Raw genomic sequence first — 16643 nt, 5'->3', positions numbered from 1 at the left:
GATGTCAGATCAGATCGGTCAGCGAGGCATAATAGCCTTCGAAGCCGCGCTTTTTCTTCAGCACGGTCTCGAGATATTCGCCGAGCACCGCGGCGTCCTGCACGGGATCCTTGACCACCGCGCCGATCATGTTGCTTGCCAGCGTCTCCGGCGTCAGCTTGCCGTCGTTGAAGAAGGTTGCCTGGCTGATGCCGCCGACCATCACCGCGATCGCCTCGGCGGTCGAAAGGCCGCCGGAGGGAGATTTCAGTGCGACCTTGCCGTCCTCGGTCGAGCCCGAGCGCAACTCGCGGAAGATCGCGACAACCCGCGCCACCTCGTCGGCGACGTTCTTCGGTGCGGGCAGATCGAGGTTCTGCGCCATCTCGCCGACGCGCTTGACTACGATCGACACTACTTCCTCGGCGCTGTCAGGCAGCGGCAGCACGACGACGTTGAAGCGGCGCTTGAGCGCGGATGACAGCTCGTTCACGCCCTTGTCGCGATTGTTGGCGGTCGCGATGATGTTAAAGCCGCGCTGCGCATAGACGGCGGTGTTGAGCTCCGGGATCGGCATCATCTTTTCGGACAGTACAGTGATCAGCGTGTCCTGCACGTCGCTGCCCATGCGCGTCAGCTCCTCGAAGCGACAGAGCTTGCCGCCCTCCATTGCGCGCATCAGCGGGGTCGGCACCAGCGCTTCTCGGCTCGGTCCGTGGGCAAGCAGCTGGGCATAGTTCCAGCCGTAGCGGATCTGGTTCTCGTCGGTCCCTGCGGTGCACTGGATCACGAGCGTGGAATCGCCGGTGACGCCGGCGGCCAGATGCTCGGAGACCCACGACTTGGCCGTGCCGGGCACGCCGAGCAAGAGCAGCGCACGATCGGTCGCAAGCGTCGCAACGGCGGTCTCGATCAGCCGCTTGTCGCCGACATATTTGGGTGTGATCGTGGTGCCGTCGGCCGCCTTGCCGCCCATCAGATAGGTCACGACCTGGCGCGGCGAGAGCGCCCAGCCCGGCGGGCGATGCCCTTCGCCGGCGGCGAGCGCCTTCAGCTCGCTCGCAAAGCTGTCCTCGGCGGGTAACCGCAGTTTCTCGCTCATGGCTTCTCTCCTTGATCGTCCAACGCGGCGTTGAGCCGCAGCATGTCGAGGCGCGGGTCGCCTTGCAGCAGGCCCGCAGCCGTCAGGCGCTGCGAGGTCTGCTGCGCCGCCGCCTGCGAGGCGAGCACGCCCAGCGCGTGAAATTCCTCAGCATGGTCCGACGGCTTGGCGTCGTCGCGCCTGATCTCGGCCAGCAGTTTTGCGCCAGCCGGCGCCGAGAGCGGATCGTCGAGGCGCGCCGCAACGCCGGCGATCACCTGCGCTATCTCGAAGCGGAAACCGTGCGTGCGCAAACCAGCCACGGCGAATTTGGCTCGCTCAGTGGGGGCGAGACGCGGTGCAAGCGCCACGATGAGGCCGGTCGCATCATGTTCGCTGACGATCTCGGCTGCCTGTACAAGCTGCGCATCGGTGCCGGTCTCTATAATCAACTTGATCAGCCCGGCATCGGCCGCCGGGTCCACCTTCCAGTCCCAGGCAGCGATCAAGTCCTGCGGGGCAAGGCCGAGCGCGCCGGCGAACGATGTCAGGTCGGTGCCGTCGAGCAGGGCTTTCCGTCGTTGCCATCGTGCCGGCGTTTTGGGCGTTTGAAAGTCGATCACGCGAGAGCGGCGCAGCAGCCCCTTCGTCTTCACCGAGAAGAAGCCGGCAAGCTCCGCGATATCCTCGCCCGCGGCGGGACCGTGGCCGAGTCGGGCGAGCATGGATGTTGCAAGCGCCTTGACCTTCGGCGCGCGATCGTTCGCTACGAGGCCTTCGAGAAAGGCAACGTCGTCATCGGACAACCGCTCCGAAAGCAGGGACACCAGGCGCAGCCGCGCATCGGCATTTTCGTTGCCGACTTTTGCTTCAAGCAGCGCGCGTGCCGCTGATGGATCGCGCCGCCTCAAGCCGATCAACGCGGCCTTGCGCGCGGCGGGCCAGAAGTCTTCCCAATTCTCTACTGTGATCTGGTCGTTCGTCTGTCGCTGCGTCGTAGCGCCGGCAGCGGTGAATGCGCTCCAGTCGCGCCACGCGGCGTAGACATCGGGCGCGTCCTCGTCGCTTGCATCAGGCATCCAGTCGGCAGGATGGGTCGTCCAGCCGCGTGCGGCGAGGAAGTGGACGAGCTCGGTTCTGGACGCTGCGTCCTTGCTCGCCGCAAGGATCCGGCGCACCAGCGGTCGCAGCGCCTCTGCTACGGTCGGCAGTGCAAGCGGGGGAATGTCGGGCAGCACGCGCAACGCAGACGCCGGCTCGGCCGTCACGGTTGCGCCGAGGAATTGGCCGGACAGAGCGAGCAGCCGCAACTCGGCCTCGACGGGATCGTCGCCAAGTTCAGTTCGCCAGAACGAAGCCGCAGCGGCTGCGGTCGAACCCATGGTCCAGCGCGTCACGACCGCCCCCATGGCCTCGAAGATCGCTTCTGCGCCCGCTGTTTCAGTCATGGCCGTCAATCCGACCCCAGGGAGACTGTGCGGCAAGGATCGTGAGTCGGTTGCCCGACCAGATCGCGGCGGTGCGCGTCAGCTCCGTGCCGGTTAGCAAGCCCTCAGCGCTGCCTGCGACGGGCAGCGTGGCCGTGCCATCGGCCGCTCGCCACCAGGCGGCTCCTGAATCGTCTCGCGCGATCCGCCCCTGCGGGAGAAGCAGGGGAAGCTCGATCATCCACGGCTCGGCCAGCAGCGGCCGCGTCAAGGCATCGGAGAGCGTGTGACCCGGCGCGGGCCATTCGGACACAAGCGTCTCATCCGCGGCGTCGCGCCGCACGAGCAGGGCGCGGAGCGGTTGCTGCGACGGATAGAAGACGAGCTCGCCCCGGAAGCGCTCGCCTGAGGTGAAAACTGAACCGCGACGTCCGGCACTTGCCGGGAAAAAGTCGAGCAGCATGGCGAAGCGCGGGCCTGACGCGGCAAGGTTGAGCAGCCATGTGGTCTGCGAGACCAGACCGTCGCGGCGCGTCTGCACCTGCTCGGCGAGAACCTCCCAATGCCCGTTCACGCGCGGCGACTGAGGATCGGCCAGCACCGTCTCGCGTGTCTCCGATGTCGCAACGGCGCGCCGGATCTCGGCGTCACGTGGCGTTGCCCGGAAGGCGCGCGCGAGCAGCACCAGCTTGCCAAGCTCGACGACCGCCCCGCGCGGCCGGTCGCCGGCGGCGAGCGCGAGCAGGCGGGAGGGCAATTCGTCGATCCGGCTGGCGAGCGCCGCGGCCTTGCCGTCGACCAGGCGCGCCGCGATGCGCCGGCATCGCGCCGTGGCATCATCGATGAAGCTTGACAATCCCAGGCGGAGCTGATCGCCGATCCATTGCTCCAGCGCATCCAGCGCATCGAGGATCGCGCGCTCGGTGTCTTCGTTGCGCTTGGCCGCCTGCGCCTCGCGCCGTGCGGCATCCTTCGGATCTTCGGGCGCTTCGGGCTCGAGGGCGCGTGCGGCGCGCAGATCCTTGTCGACCGTTGGGGCGCCAGCGCTCGCCGGCTTTGCGGCTGAGGTGCCGCGCCTGCGCCCGAGCCAGTCGCTGACCCAGGCCGGCGTGTCGGCGGGCGCGAACGGCACGATCGATTCCGCATTCAGCCACAACAGGCCGAGCACATGTTTGCAGGGAAATTTGCGCGACGGGCAGGTGCACTTGTTACCGAGGTCACGCAGGTCCGCCATCACCCGGTAGGGATTGGCGCCGGAGCCCGCGCATTCGCCCCAGATCAGCGCGCCATCCGGGCTGCCGCCGACGCCGGACCAATTCGCCGGCTTGGCAAGGCCGGCGGCCGCCTTGAGCGAGGATTGATCGGTAGCGAGTTGCTCGACCGCCTTCAGATCAATCGCCACGCCGGCTTCCCAATTCGAATCCAGGACCGGCAGTATATCGGGGCAGGATGAAAGCTCAATGTCGCCGCGCGCAGACGATCCGCTGCACGCGGAGATCGTCACGCGGGTCCGGTGTGTGGCGACGCAAGCCCAAGCTCCTTGCGCTTTTTGATTGTCAGCTTCGCCACGATCAGCCCATGGGCCTGCGCCAGATAGGCCGTCAGCTCCGAATCCGGCAGTGCGTTATTGCTGACAAGCTGCACCCATTTGGCCCGTGCGAGATAGGGCGCCGGCCGCGCCAGGCCGTGCTCGATCAGCATGGCATAGGCCATGTTCGAGACCTTGAACATGTAGCCGCCGGACTCAGCCGTATACCCGCCGCTCAGCGCGAACATCTTGCCGCCGACCTTGAACACGGAGGTGCCTTCCCACTGCACCACCTTGGTGGCGGCGGGCAGGCGCAGGCAGCGTGCTTCAAAGCTCTTGGGAGTCATGCGATTGCGCTAGCGGACATCGGCGCACCTTTATGGCAGCATGCATGTTCCAACCGAGGATGGAATGCCATGTCGCGCGTGTCGATCAAGACCCGAAACGATCTGCCGGAAGCATTGCGACCGCTGTGGGACAAGATGACGACCTATGGTGCGTTCGAGAACCAGGCTGGTGTGATGGCGCATCGCGCCCCGATCTTCAAGCACATGTGGTCGCTGCTGGTCGATCTCGCCAGCGACGGCATGATCTCGAAGCGCCATCTTGAGCTGGCGCTGGTCACGGTGTCACTGCTCAACAAATGCGATTACTGCGTTTCGCATCACGCACCCAAACTCGCGGTGCAGGGCGTGTCGGAGGAGGGCGCTGCGCGCCTCGTTGACTACAAGGATCATCCCGAGCTCGATGACCTCGACAAGCTCGTCGTCGAATACTCCATTGCTGTGACCAACAACTGGAACCGGACGCGCGACGAGATCTTTGCTCGCCTGCGCACCCATTTCTCCGAAGCGCAGATCGTCGAGCTGACCTGGCGCATCGCGCTGTGCGGTGCCTTCAACCGCTTCAATGACATTCTTCAGCTCGAGGTCGAGCAGGGCGGGTCCCACAGTGAGGCAGCCGAGTAGCGGCCGTCGGTCGCTGCTCCCGCTGGCAGACGATCACGGATCTGTGATTTGCGCCCGTATTATCGCAAATTATATCGTAAGATATGTTTTGAGAAGGAGACGTACGATATGATCGGCAAACACCGAGACCACAGAGACTTCCATTTCGGGCACTTCGCCCATTTCGCCATGGGCCGGCACGGCGGGCGGCATCGCTTCGGCCGCGGCGGCCATGGCTTTTTCGGACGCGGCGGCGACGATTTCCCGGGCGCACGACGGCTGTCCTCGCAGGATCTCCAGCTCGTGATCCTGGCCCTGCTCGCCGACAGGCCGGCGCATGGTTACGAGCTGATCAAGATCATCGAGGAGCGGTCGGAGGGATTTTATACGCCGAGCCCCGGCGTGATCTATCCGGCGCTGACCTATCTCGAAGAGGTGGGTCATGCGAGCGTCGCGCAGGATGGCGGCCGCAAGCTCTACAGCATCACGCCGCAAGGCGAGGCGTTTCTTGCCGAGCAGCGCGGCACCGCTGATGCAATTCTGCAAGCGCTGTCGCGGATCGGACGGCGCATGGACGAGGTGCGCGAGGCTTTTGCCGGCGTCAGCGATCTCGATGCGGATGCCTCTGACGAATTGCATCGCGCCCGCCACAACCTCAAGCGCGCGCTGCGCAGCAAGCATGGCAGCGATTCCGCCGAGGCGCGTCGCATCGCCGGCATCCTGGAGCGCGCGGCGGCTGAAATCCTCGGCAAGTGAGGGACGCCAGATATGAATGATCGGCCGCACAGCCCGATTCAAGATCCGCGCGTCAACGCCGTGATCGCGCGCCTGCAAGGCGCGCGGCAGCGGCCCTCCGGTGGCGGCCCGCGCGGCGGCTCCGGCAGCCGCGATCCTCACGCCTGTGCCGAGCAAGATTTTTCGATTCATCCCGAGCAGGGCGAGTTGATCTATTTGTTGTGCCGCGGCCTGCGCGCCACCCGCGTCGTCGAGTTCGCGGACCTCGGTCGGGATGTCCACGCTCTATTTTGCCGCCGCGCTCCGCGACAATGGCGGCGGTACGGTGCGCCGCAGCTGCTCGTCGGCGGCTATGTCATGAATGACAATGCCGAGCCCGACTTTCTCGCCTTCATCCGCGATCCCAAAAACGGCTTTGTGTCGATGACGCTGCCGCTCAAGGGCGGCACGGAACTGTCATTGAAGGTGAAGTGAGGCACAAGCCCTTGCGTTGCCTGACGGGCTAAAGCACGCCGCGAGGACGCAAATGTGTCTCTGCGTGGTCGGGCGAATTGAAAGAGCGCAGCGCGGTTGCTCACACTCCATCGGTTGTTGATGGAGTGATGCGCCGCTTTGTGAATTGTGCCCGCGGCTCAGTTGGCTACCATGAGATGGCTTCGGGAACACGGAGCCAGCAGCAAGCGGAGGCGACATGAGTGCGCAGGAACGCAAAGTTAAGGGATCGGACCTGTTCGTCGCGGCGCTGGAGAACGAAGGGGTCGACCGCATTTTTGGCGTGCCTGGCGAGGAAAATCTCGACCTCGTCGAATCGCTGCGCACCTCGAAAATCGAGCTGGTGCTGACCCGCCATGAGCAGGCCGCCGCCTTTATGGCCGCGACCCATGGGCGATTGACCGGCAAGCCTGGCGTCTGCCTCTCCACGCTCGGCCCTGGCGCTCTGAATCTCTCCACCGGTGCGGCCTATGCGAATCTCGGCGGAATGCCGATGATCCTGATCACCGGCCAGAAGCCGATCATGAGCAGCCGGCAGGCGCGCTTCCAGATCGTGGACGTGGTCGCGACCATGAAGCCGCTGACAAAGCTGTCGCGACAGATCGTCAGCGCCTCGTCGATTCCAACAGTGGTGCGCGATGCCTTCCGCGTGGCGATGGAGGAGCGGCCGGGACCGGTGCATCTCGAATTGCCCGAGGACATCGCAGGCGACGAGGTCGAGGCCGTTCCTGCGATCCCGGTCCATCCGATCGAGATCCCGGTCGCGCATCGCGCCGCGCTCGATCGTGCCGCCGAGATGATTCTGGCCGCAAAGCGTCCGCTGGTGATGATGGGCGCCGCGACCAGCCGGCCGCGGTCGACCCACGGCATTGCGAGCTTCGTGCGGCGGACCGGCATTCCGTTCTTCACCACCCAGATGGGCAAGGGCACCGTGCCCGGCGGCACCAATCTCTACATGGGCACCGCGGCGCTGTCCGAGCGCGACTATGTCCACGATGCCATCGATGCCGCCGATCTTATCATTGCGATCGGCCACGATCCGATCGAGAAGCCGCCCTTCATCATGGGGCCATCAGGGCCGAAGGTCATTCACGTCAGCTACACCTCGGCCAGCGTCGAACTAGTCTATTTTCCCGATGCCGAAGTGGTCGGCGACGTCGGTCCGAGCCTGGAGCTGCTCGCCGACCGGCTCGAAGGCAAGCTGCCGCAGGCGGCGGCGCTGTTGCCGCTACGCGAAGGGATCCTCAATCACATCGCCGACCGCGCCACTGAAGCGCGCTGGCCGCCGACGCCGCAGCGCATCGTGCACGACATCCGCCAGGTCATCCCGGAGAACGGTATCGTCGCGCTCGACAACGGCATGTACAAGATCTGGTTCGCGCGCAACTATCGTACCCGTGTCGCCAACACGCTGCTGCTCGACAACGCACTGGCGACGATGGGCGCCGGCCTGCCGTCGGCGATGATGGCCGCGATGCTCTATCCCGATCGCCGCGTGCTCGCAGTGGCCGGCGACGGCGGCTTCATGATGAACAGCCAGGAGATGGAGACCGCGGTCCGCCTCAAGCTCAACCTGGTCGTGTTGGTGCTGGAGGACAACGCCTACGGCATGATCCGCTGGAAGCAGGCGGTCGATCATTTCGCCGACTACGGCATGACCTTCGGCAATCCCGACTTTGCGCTTTACGCCAGGGCGTATGGCGCCAAAGGCCATCGTATCGAAAGCATCGACAGCTTCCGTCCGACGCTGGATGCCGCCTTCAAGGAGGGGGGCGTGCACCTGGTCGCGATCCCGATCGACTATTCGGAGAACGTGCGGGTGCTGGTCGACGAGCTGCGGGCGCGGCAGAAATAGCAGCAACTCTGCGGAAATTGCCCGGGAGGATCATACCAGCCATTCCTTGATATATATCGTTCTACGATATATTTCAGGCGCGAAGAATCCTCCCGACAAGAGACATTCATGCGCCAGACCCCCGACATCGCCGGCGGCCTCCCGCGTCCTCGCGGCAAGCCCGGAGATTTTACCGCCGACCGCCGTGTTCTGGTCCTGATCGGCATGGCGCTGCTGGTCGGCAGCATCAGTGCCGGGGCCGCCTGGGTGCTGTTGAAGCTGATCGCGCTGGTGACCAATCTGGTCTGGTTCGGTCACCTGAGCACCGCGAACGTCTCGCTGGCGAACGCCCATCCAGGGATCTGGATGGTGCTCGCGCCGGCGCTGGGCGGGCTGGTGATCGGGCTCATGGCGCGGTTCGGCTCGGAGAAGATCCGGGGCCACGGCATACCCGAGGCGATTGAGGCGATCCTGATCGGCGGCAGCCGGATGCAGCCGAAGGTCGCGATCCTGAAGCCGCTGTCATCGGCGGTATCGATCGGAAGCGGCGGCCCGTTCGGCGCCGAGGGACCGATCATCATGACGGGCGGCGCGATCGGATCGATCTTCGCCCAGTGCTTCCATCTCACCGCGGCCGAGCGCAAGACGCTGCTGGTTGCAGGCGCTGCCGCCGGCATGACGGCCATCTTCGGCACGCCGATCGCCGCGGTGCTGCTCGCGGTCGAATTGCTGCTGTTCGAATGGAAGCCGCGCAGCTTCCTGCCCGTGGTGACGGGGGCGGTGATCTCGGCTGCGTGGCGTCCGCTGCTGTTCGGGACCGGACCGCTGTTTCCGTTCGCGGAGCGGACGGACCTGCCTTGGTGGGGCCTCGCGGCTGCGATCGGCGTCGGCATTGTTGCCGGCCTGCAATCGGGGCTGATGACGCGGCTGCTCTACGCGATCGAGGATTTGTTCGATCATCTGCCTGTGCACTGGATGTGGTGGCCGATGCTTGGCGGCCTCGTCGTCGGCCTTGGCGGGCTGATCGATCCGCGTGCGCTCGGCGTCGGCTACGATGTCATTGCCGATCTGTTGTCCGGCCACATGGTGCGCGACGAAGCGATCCGGCTGTTGCTGGTGAAGTCAGTGATCTGGGTGGTCGCGCTGAGCTCGGGCACGTCGGGCGGCGTGCTGGCGCCGCTGCTGATCCTCGGCGGCACCGCCGGCTGGATGGAGGGCTTGGTGCTGCCCGGCGGCGCGTCGTTCTGGGCGCTGGTCGGCATGGCCGCGATGATGGGCGGCACGATGCGCTCACCGCTGACAGGCGTGATGTTCGCGATCGAGTTGACCGGCAATATCGACATGCTGCTGCCGCTGCTGGCGGCGACCGGCGCCGCGCATGCCGTCACCGTGCTGTTGCTCAAGCGCTCGATCCTGACCGAGAAGATCGCGCGCCGCGGCCAGCATATCACCCGCGAATACGCCATTGATCCGTTCGAGCTGATGCGCACGGCCGACGTCATGGTGACTAATGTCGACACGCTGCCGGTCGACATGACCATCGACACGGCGGTGGCGTTTTTCACCTCCGACCAGCGCCGTCACAAATCCTATCCCGTCGTCGCTGGCGATGGACGGCTGACCGGCATGGTGACCCGTGCCGACGTCCTGCGCTGGCGCACCGAGGGCGATCATCAGGCGGCAACGCTCGATGACGTCGCGTCGGACAGCTCGAGCGTGGTGGCGCATCCCGATGATGTGCTGGGGCGGGTCGCCGATCTCATGGTTGCCTCCGATCTCGGGCGGCTGCCGGTGGTCGATCGCGTCAGCCATCGCGTGGTTGGCCTCATCGCTCGCAAGGATTTGCTGCGAATTCGCGCGGTCGTGAACGCGCAGGAGGAGGACCGCAACGCATATTTCCTGCGCGAAAAGGCGCTTGTGCCGGAGGCGCGGATCGCGGAAGGTCAGCCCCTCTGAACTCCAGCACCGACAGGAATGAGCATGACTCGCGTTCGTTGTGTTACCGAGATGGGCATGGGCGTCGACGTTCACGGCAGGGACGCCACCAAGGCGGCGAAACGCGCGGTGTCTGATGCCATCAGGCATTCGAGTCTCGGCTTCTTCCGGATGATCGGCAAGACCGCGAACGACATGTTCGTCGACGTTACCATCGGCGTGCCCAACCCTGAGGCCGTCGACAAGGATGCGGTCGCCAAGGAGCTTCCTTACGGCACCGTGACCGTCACCGCGGTCAAGGGCGGGCTGGAGATTCCCTCGGCCACGGAAGTGGCGAACGATCCCATCCTTATCGCCAATGCTGCCGTCATCGTCAGCTTCGACAAGGACTAGACCGGTGTCCGACAGCGATGAAGCATTATTGGATCGTCCGATCTGGAGCGCGCTGACGACGAGCCATAAACATCTGGCCGAGGGCGGCCCACGCGCGCTACGCTATCCCGTGGACATGACGCCGTTCGCCGACATGGTCGACATGTCCGCTGAGAGTTTCGCCGCGCTGGGCGATCTCATGGCGCCCTCGCAGGTTGTCGCGCTGTTCACGCCGGAGGCGGTCGACGTTCCCGCCGGCTTCAAGGTGGTGCTGGCCGAGAGCGGTGACCAGATGATCGGCTCACCCGCCGACAGCCCGCTCCGCGATGCCGAGATCGTCACGCTCGGGAAGGCCGACGTGCCCGCGATGACGGCGCTGACCACCCTGACCAAGCCCGGGCCGTTCGCCGCGCGGACGCACGAGCTCGGGACCTTCCTCGGCATTCGTGCTGGCGGCGAATTGGTCGCGATGACGGGCGAGCGGATGAAGCCGGGCAAGTTCGTCGAGATGACGGCGGTCTGCGTCCACCCCGATTATCGCGGGCGTGGCTACGCGCAGGCGCTCCTCGCAGCTGTCGCGCGCCGGATCGAGGCGCGCGGCGAAATTCCGTTCCTGCACGTGTTTTCGAACAACGCATCCGCCATCGCGTTGTACGAGCGACAGGGCATGCGCATCCGTCGCCGGCTGCACGTGACGGCATTCATGAAGCAGGGGTGAGAGCCCGGCACGTACGCCGGAGCGGGCGCATCGGCTCGCGTCGTCGACGAGCAGCGAGTTCGGCTGCTCAATCTGCTCCGCGAACGGGCTTCCCCGCGGCTGATTTGTTGCTATATCCATCGCAATCATCTCGGGGAGGAACCGATTTATGGACGCCAGGACGCCAGATTTTTCCGCCGCGCGGACGGCGATGCAGCGCTACGTCGATCAGGAGATCATTCCTGGCGTGTCCTGGGCGGTGCTGCGCGGGCGCGAGGTGGTCGATCAGCAATGCGTCGGCTTCGCCGATCGCGAGGCGAAGACCGTGCTCCGGCCCGACCATATTTTCCGCGCATTCTCCAACACCAAGATATTCGTCACCTCCGCGATCATGCTGCTGGTCGAGGAAGGCCGCATCGGACTCGATGACCCCATCGAGAAATTCCTGCCGCAGCTCGGCAATCGCAAAGTGCTCAAGCAGGGCGCATCGAGCCTTGCCGATGTCGAGCCGGCAAAAAGCTCGATCACGATCCGGCATCTGCTGACCCATACGTCCGGTCTCAGCTACGGCATCTTCGATCCCGGCACGGTGCTGTTCAAAGGCTACAACGACGCGCGCGTGCTCAATCCGCTGACGCCGCTGACCGACATGATCGACAAGCTCGCCGATCTGCCGCTGTCCTATCATCCCGGTACGAGCTGGGAATACTCAGTGGCGACCGACGTGCTCGGCCGCGTGGTCGAAGTCGTCGCGGGCAAGCCGCTGGATGTCGTCTTCAAGGCGCGTATCTTCGATCCGCTCGGCATGACCGATACGGGTTTCTTCGTGCCCGAAGCGAAGCAGGGCAGGCTGGTCGCACATTACACCGGTGCCGACGTGCTCGATCCGATGAAGCCCGGTCTCACGCGCGCCGACGATCTGCCTTTTCCGCAGGCCTATCGACACCCGTTCCCGCGCCTGTCGGGTGGCGGCGGGCTGGTCTCGACCCTGCCTGATATGCTGGCCCTGGTGAAGGCGCTGCTCCCCGGGCCGGATGCGCTGCTGAAGCCGGAGACGCTGCAGCAGATGTTGACCAATCAGCTGCCGGCAGGTCAGACCATCCGCTTTGCCAATCTCGGGCCGATGCCTGGCAAGGGCTTTGGCCTCGGCGGCGCATTGACCTTCGCGCCGACGCCGTTCGATCCGCCGAATTCCACCGGCGAATTCCAGTGGGGCGGGCTCGCCGGCACCCATTGGTGGATCTGCCCTGAGGCCAATACCGCTGGCGTGCTGATGGCGCAGCGCCATCTCGGTTTCTGGAATCCGTTCTTCTTCGAGTTCAAGCGCCTGGCCTACCAGGCCGTCGGAGCCTGACCGCAAAAAATTGCGCATCCCCGCGAATCCTTTTCGGCCGTCGCGCCCTCCTAGTGGTCGAGGCAATCCGCCTCAACTCATTTGGGAGGATGCGATGGGGTTCTACAGGAAGAATATCGGCGGCCTGCACCAGGCGGTGCGGGTTGCCGCCGGGATCGCGGTCGCGGTCGCCGCCTTTGTCTATTTCACCGGCGCGTTGGCCTGGCTGGTCGCGCTCGGCGGCGCTGGCTTCGCGCTGACCGGCCTCGTCGGCTATTGCCCGATGTGCGCGATGGCGGGTATCGACCGGGGAGGCGTCTCGTGAGTGCGGCGGCGATCTCGCAAAACCTGTTCGAGGCCGCGCGGCTCGGCGACATCAAGGCGATTGCCCGCCTGCTCGAGACGGCGCAGCCTGACATCCGCCGCTACGCACGAGCGACGTGCCGCAGTTCGGCGGATGCCGAAGATGCCGCGCAGGAGACGCTGTGGATCCTGTTCCGGCATGTCGGCACGATCCGCTCGCTGCTCGCGTTGTCTGCCTGGTTGTTCAGCGTCGTTCGCCGCGAATGCCTGCGGCTCGCACGCAAAGCGGGCTTGGCCGTGCCTGTCGGTGACAGCGAGACGGAGGTCGCATTGCTCGCGCGGCCCGAGGCTGAACTGCGGCTCGATGTTGCCGCGGCGTTAGAAGCGCTGCCGCCGCATTACCGCGATGTCGCGCTGATGCGCGACGTCAGGGAAATGACCATCGATGAAATCGCCGAAGCCCTCGGTGCGACGCGTCAGACAGTGAAAGCTCGGCTGCATCGCGCCCGTGCCTTGATGCGCGAATACCTGACGAGATAAGCCATGACCGACTATCAGAGTTCTGACGACTTGAAATCGATTCCCGCTTTCGTCGCGCTGGCGCCGGTCGAGGCCAACGCGTTCCTCGCGTTCAACCATGCGGTCGAGCGCAAGGACGGATTGATCCCGCCCAAATATCGCGAGCTGATCTCGCTCGCGGTCGCGCTGACGACGCAATGCGCCTATTGTCTCGACGTGCATACGGCGCAGGCGGCGAAGGCAGGCGCCACGCGCGAAGAAGTCGCGGAGGCCGCGTTGATCGCAGCCGCTGTGCGCGCCGGCGGCACCCTTGGCCATGCGCTGCTGGCGCAGCGGCTGTTTGACGGACATCGCGGCGAGGGAGAAAACTAGATGTTGTGGGTGGGAGGCCATGCCTCCCACCCACGATTTGCGTTAGTCCTTCCACGGATCAAATTCGCCTTCGCCGGCCATGGCGACGGCGAACGGCCGCAGCGTGTGCAGCACCCGCACGGTGCCGGCGTGCTGCGCGAGCACGTCGGGCAGGCGACGATAGGCCATCGGGCTCTCGTCGAGATCGGCACCGATCAAGGTGACGCCGCGTTCGTTGAGCCAGCGGTCCATCTCGGCGCGCGAGAAGCGGCGCTTCGCTTCCTTTCGCCCGAACATGCGGCCGGCGCCGTGCACGGTCGAGTAAAGCGAAGCCTTGGCTTCCGGACTGTCGATGCCTTCGAGGATGACGGCGTCGTCGCCCATCGAGCCGCCGACAAATCCTTTCTGGCCGGGAAACGCCGGTGTCGCCCCCTTGCGCACCACCCACAGATCCTTGCCGTCGTGGGTCTCACGCCAGGCATAGTTGTGGTGGTTGTGCACGCTCTCGGTCACGCTGCCGCCGATGATCTGGCGGACGCGTTCGACGACCCACTCGCGGCCCGCATAGGCATAACGCCCGGCGAGCTGCATCGCCGCAATGTAGCGACGGCCGAGCTCGGAATCCTCGTCGACCACGGCGGGCGGGACGTTCATGCCGTCCTTGCCGCCGGCGGCCTTGAGGTAGCGCGTCGCGGACGTATGCCCGAGGCCGCGGCTTCCGAAGTGGACACCGATCCAGACGAAGCCCTCTTCGTCGCGCATGAGGTCGACATAGTGGTTGCCCGATCCGACCGTGCCGAGCTGGCCCACCGCCTTCTGGCGGTAGGCCTCCATGTCGCTTTCGCGCCAGGCATCGCCGTCGTCGAATAGCGCGTGCTCGGCCCGCTCTGCGTTGGCGCGGCCGACACCGAACGAGATCACCTTGGCGACGTCGCGGATGATCGTCGGAGCGACCGCCGCGATGTCGTCGAAGCGCGTGTCGAGCCGGGCCGCCATATTGCCGCAACCGATGTCGAAGCCGACGCCGGAGATGCTGATCTGCTTCTCGTAGGCGATGACCCCGCCGACCGGCTGGGCGTAACCGAGATGGCCGTCGGCGCAGATCACGCCGGACACGACGTTGCCGACCGCCATGCAATTGCGCATCTGGGCGATGGTCGCATCTTCATGCGGGCCGAAAATCTTCAGCGGCGCATTCTGGAAGCGGGCATCCTGCGGGCGCAGTGCGGCGATGGCGCCCGCGGTCGCATCGGCCTCGCGGGCCAGATGCTCCTTGCGCGCCGCGTCCTTGTATAAACACCAGGCCGGCCGGCCGCGTCCCTCGCCAACGCGCGAGTCCGGATCGACGCCGGCAGCGAGGCAGAGCTCTCGGGCGCGTTCCATGTAGGGATCAGGTCGTCGCATGATCGTGTGTCCTGCTTTGCATTCCGCCCGCACCATAGCCGGGACGGGCGGATCATTTCAGAGGTTTCAGTGGCCCCGGGCGCGATGTCTTGCGTCCGGGGCGGTTGTTGTGGAGGGATCAATTCAATGCCATCTCCGACGCCGCGATCCACGCGACCACGGCCTCGGAGAAGCCGTTGACGCGGGTCCAGGCGCCGTGGCCGACGCCGTGCTGATACGAGGCCACGTTCACCATGGTGCCGTGCGCCTTTGGCTCGCTCACGCGGTCGTGGCTCTGCTCGTCGGTGAAGACGATCAGTCGATCGCCCTTGCGGTCGATCTCCGCCACTGCCTTGCCAAGCCAGGTCCCGCTATGGGCCTGCGAGTTGATGATCGCGTCCCGAAGCGCGAAGCCGCGGCGGGGAGGGACCTTCACCACCTTGTCGGAGAAGGTGAAGATCTCGACCTCGTCGCAGATCTCGCGCGCCAGGATGGCAAGACCGCACGCCGCCTCCGCCCGCGTCATTTCCGACTGTGCGGAGAGCGGCGTGAACATCGAGCCGGATACGTCGATCAGGAGCCGGGTGGGGCCGGGAAGCCGCACATGGTCCTTGACCGACTTGAGCATCGCAGTCTCGAGCTCAGGCTCGAAGTCCGGCGCGTAGCGCGCCGCTGTGATGAAGCGATAGGGAAGGATACGATCCGTCCGCATCGCCTCGATCGCGCCTGCGATGGTCTCGCGCGGGACCTCCGCATTCTGCATCAGCCGCAGGTTACGCAGCAGCGCCAGTCCGCCGAGCTTCTTCTCGGCGATCAGCCGCTCGAAGGTCTCGCGCTTGCTCTTGCCGGCCGAGAGCGAGACCTCCCAGGTGTCGGGGGAGGCAAGCTCGCCATCGACGAGCTGCTTCCACACCTTTTCCTGCTCGGCGTCCTTCGGCTTGGCGTGCACCAGGAACAGCACGTCCCGGATGCGCACCGCGCCGTCGCGGTCGTACTTCGCGAGCTGGTAGGCGTCGAACTTGGTCAACGCGCGGGCAAGGCCTTTCTTGACCTGCGCGGAGACCGGCTGACGCTTGCGCTGCTGCATCGGCCCAAGCGCATCCGCCCAGTAGATCGCGAGCAGCTCCGTCATCTCGTCGGGGCGCTGGATCACCTGGGCAAGCGTGTCGGCGACGAGCGCGCGATGCTTTTCGCTGCGCGCCATCTCGCGGATGACGAGCAGAGGCGCGTGCCGCAGCTTCATCACCTCGCGCGCCTCGATCGCGAGCTGCGCCACGCGGGCAGGAGCGACCTTGGGCACGAGGGCCTTGATGCGGTCGGCGATGGAGACGCCGTCCTCGTAGAACTGGTCCTCCCACAGGAGGCAGTTCATCAGCGCCCGCTTCAGCTCCATCTCGGGCGTGAAGCGCACGGCGCGCGCACCCTCACGCGTGAAGGCGCGAACGATCTTGTTGAGCTCGACCATGACGGCCTCCTCTGGGTTGATGGGGAATGAAAGCGGTGCCGGGGAACAAACGAGGCTGTACTGCTCCTCTCGGAGCTTCGCAGAGCGGGCTCGATGTCCGAAGAAGATCGAGGCACTGCCGCTGCGATCACGAAGTAACAGCGCTCTTCACCACCGGCGGTGGGGATGAGAAAGACACGATCCGGGAACGGGCGATGCTGAGACCCCAGCTTGCAGCTTACCCTGCGTGCCGGGTAGCGCTCTATCCTCTGAGCTACCGGTG

At 65.5% G+C, this 16643-nt stretch carries 16 protein-coding genes and 1 pseudogene; 11 read left to right on the top strand and 6 right to left on the bottom strand.

Features of this window, described 5'->3' with window-relative positions; genetic code table 11:
* Window positions 1-4: 4 nt before the first annotated feature.
* The 4 genes from L6637_RS05095 to L6637_RS05080 form a co-directional block, all read right to left on the bottom strand.
* On the bottom strand, window positions 5-1081 hold the full coding sequence (locus tag L6637_RS05095; protein ID WP_237869440.1) for an ATP-binding protein: 1077 nt from the start codon (window positions 1079-1081) through the stop codon (window positions 5-7).
* The gene (locus L6637_RS05090; RefSeq protein ID WP_237869438.1) at window positions 1078-2508 is read right to left on the bottom strand and encodes a DUF5691 domain-containing protein; all 1431 of its coding nucleotides are present in this window, start codon (window positions 2506-2508) and stop codon (window positions 1078-1080) included. Before L6637_RS05090 ends, L6637_RS05095 begins: the two co-directional genes overlap by 4 nt.
* Window positions 2501-3889, bottom strand: coding sequence for an SWIM zinc finger family protein (locus tag L6637_RS05085; protein ID WP_237869436.1), 1389 nt, complete (start codon window positions 3887-3889; stop codon window positions 2501-2503). Before L6637_RS05085 ends, L6637_RS05090 begins: the two co-directional genes overlap by 8 nt.
* Before the next feature lie 98 nt (window positions 3890-3987).
* Complete coding sequence (locus tag L6637_RS05080) at window positions 3988-4362, bottom strand: MmcQ/YjbR family DNA-binding protein (RefSeq protein ID WP_237869434.1); 375 nt, start codon at window positions 4360-4362, stop codon at window positions 3988-3990.
* Between the two features lie 69 nt (window positions 4363-4431).
* Here L6637_RS05080 and L6637_RS05075 point away from each other — a divergent pair, with 69 nt between their 5' ends.
* The 11 genes and pseudogenes from L6637_RS05075 to L6637_RS05025 all read left to right on the top strand — a co-directional run bounded on the left by L6637_RS05075 (window position 4432) and on the right by L6637_RS05025 (window position 13554).
* Complete coding sequence (locus L6637_RS05075; protein WP_237869432.1) at window positions 4432-4983, top strand: carboxymuconolactone decarboxylase family protein; 552 nt, start codon at window positions 4432-4434, stop codon at window positions 4981-4983.
* A gap of 108 nt (window positions 4984-5091) precedes the next feature.
* Window positions 5092-5718, top strand: a complete 627-nt coding sequence (locus L6637_RS05070; RefSeq protein WP_237869430.1) for a PadR family transcriptional regulator — start codon at window positions 5092-5094, stop codon at window positions 5716-5718.
* 204 nt (window positions 5719-5922) lie between these two features.
* Window positions 5923-6019: pseudogene (locus L6637_RS05065) on the top strand (methyltransferase); the annotation flags it as partial.
* A 369-nt stretch (window positions 6020-6388) separates the two neighbouring features.
* Window positions 6389-8044, top strand: coding sequence for an acetolactate synthase large subunit (locus tag L6637_RS05060; protein WP_237869428.1), 1656 nt, complete (start codon window positions 6389-6391; stop codon window positions 8042-8044).
* Between the two features lie 108 nt (window positions 8045-8152).
* The gene (locus tag L6637_RS05055; protein ID WP_237869426.1) at window positions 8153-9979 is read left to right on the top strand and encodes a chloride channel protein; all 1827 of its coding nucleotides are present in this window, start codon (window positions 8153-8155) and stop codon (window positions 9977-9979) included.
* Between the two features lie 24 nt (window positions 9980-10003).
* A complete protein-coding gene (locus L6637_RS05050) occupies window positions 10004-10351 on the top strand; it encodes a Lin0512 family protein (protein ID WP_212066034.1) in 348 nt (115 codons plus the stop codon).
* 4 nt (window positions 10352-10355) lie between these two features.
* The gene (locus L6637_RS05045) at window positions 10356-11048 is read left to right on the top strand and encodes a GNAT family N-acetyltransferase (RefSeq protein ID WP_237858446.1); all 693 of its coding nucleotides are present in this window, start codon (window positions 10356-10358) and stop codon (window positions 11046-11048) included.
* 148 nt (window positions 11049-11196) lie between these two features.
* Window positions 11197-12381: a serine hydrolase domain-containing protein gene (locus L6637_RS05040; RefSeq protein ID WP_237858444.1), complete on the top strand. Its 1185-nt coding sequence runs from the start codon at window positions 11197-11199 to the stop codon at window positions 12379-12381.
* A 94-nt stretch (window positions 12382-12475) separates the two neighbouring features.
* Window positions 12476-12685: a YgaP family membrane protein gene (locus L6637_RS05035; protein WP_237858443.1), complete on the top strand. Its 210-nt coding sequence runs from the start codon at window positions 12476-12478 to the stop codon at window positions 12683-12685.
* Window positions 12682-13203, top strand: coding sequence for an RNA polymerase sigma factor (locus L6637_RS05030; RefSeq protein WP_237858439.1), 522 nt, complete (start codon window positions 12682-12684; stop codon window positions 13201-13203). The genes L6637_RS05035 and L6637_RS05030 overlap by 4 nt, the downstream gene beginning before the upstream one ends.
* A gap of 3 nt (window positions 13204-13206) precedes the next feature.
* Entirely contained in the window at window positions 13207-13554 is a 348-nt protein-coding gene (locus L6637_RS05025; protein ID WP_237858438.1) for a carboxymuconolactone decarboxylase family protein, read from the top strand.
* A gap of 42 nt (window positions 13555-13596) precedes the next feature.
* On the opposite strand, the gene L6637_RS05020 is transcribed toward L6637_RS05025, so the two are convergent.
* Both L6637_RS05020 and L6637_RS05015 read right to left on the bottom strand, forming a co-directional pair.
* Entirely contained in the window at window positions 13597-14937 is a 1341-nt protein-coding gene (locus L6637_RS05020) for an RtcB family protein (RefSeq protein ID WP_237858437.1), read from the bottom strand.
* Window positions 14938-15055: 118 nt separating this feature from the next.
* Window positions 15056-16381, bottom strand: coding sequence for a TROVE domain-containing protein (locus L6637_RS05015; RefSeq protein ID WP_237869424.1), 1326 nt, complete (start codon window positions 16379-16381; stop codon window positions 15056-15058).
* Between the last annotated feature and the right edge of the window lie 262 nt (window positions 16382-16643).

Origin of the sequence: Bradyrhizobium zhengyangense, from assembly GCF_022012435.1 — a bacterium.
GTDB lineage: Bacteria > Pseudomonadota > Alphaproteobacteria > Rhizobiales > Xanthobacteraceae > Bradyrhizobium > Bradyrhizobium zhengyangense.
Note: the sequence above shows the minus strand (reverse complement) of the source record. Positions and strands in the feature narration are given on the sequence as shown.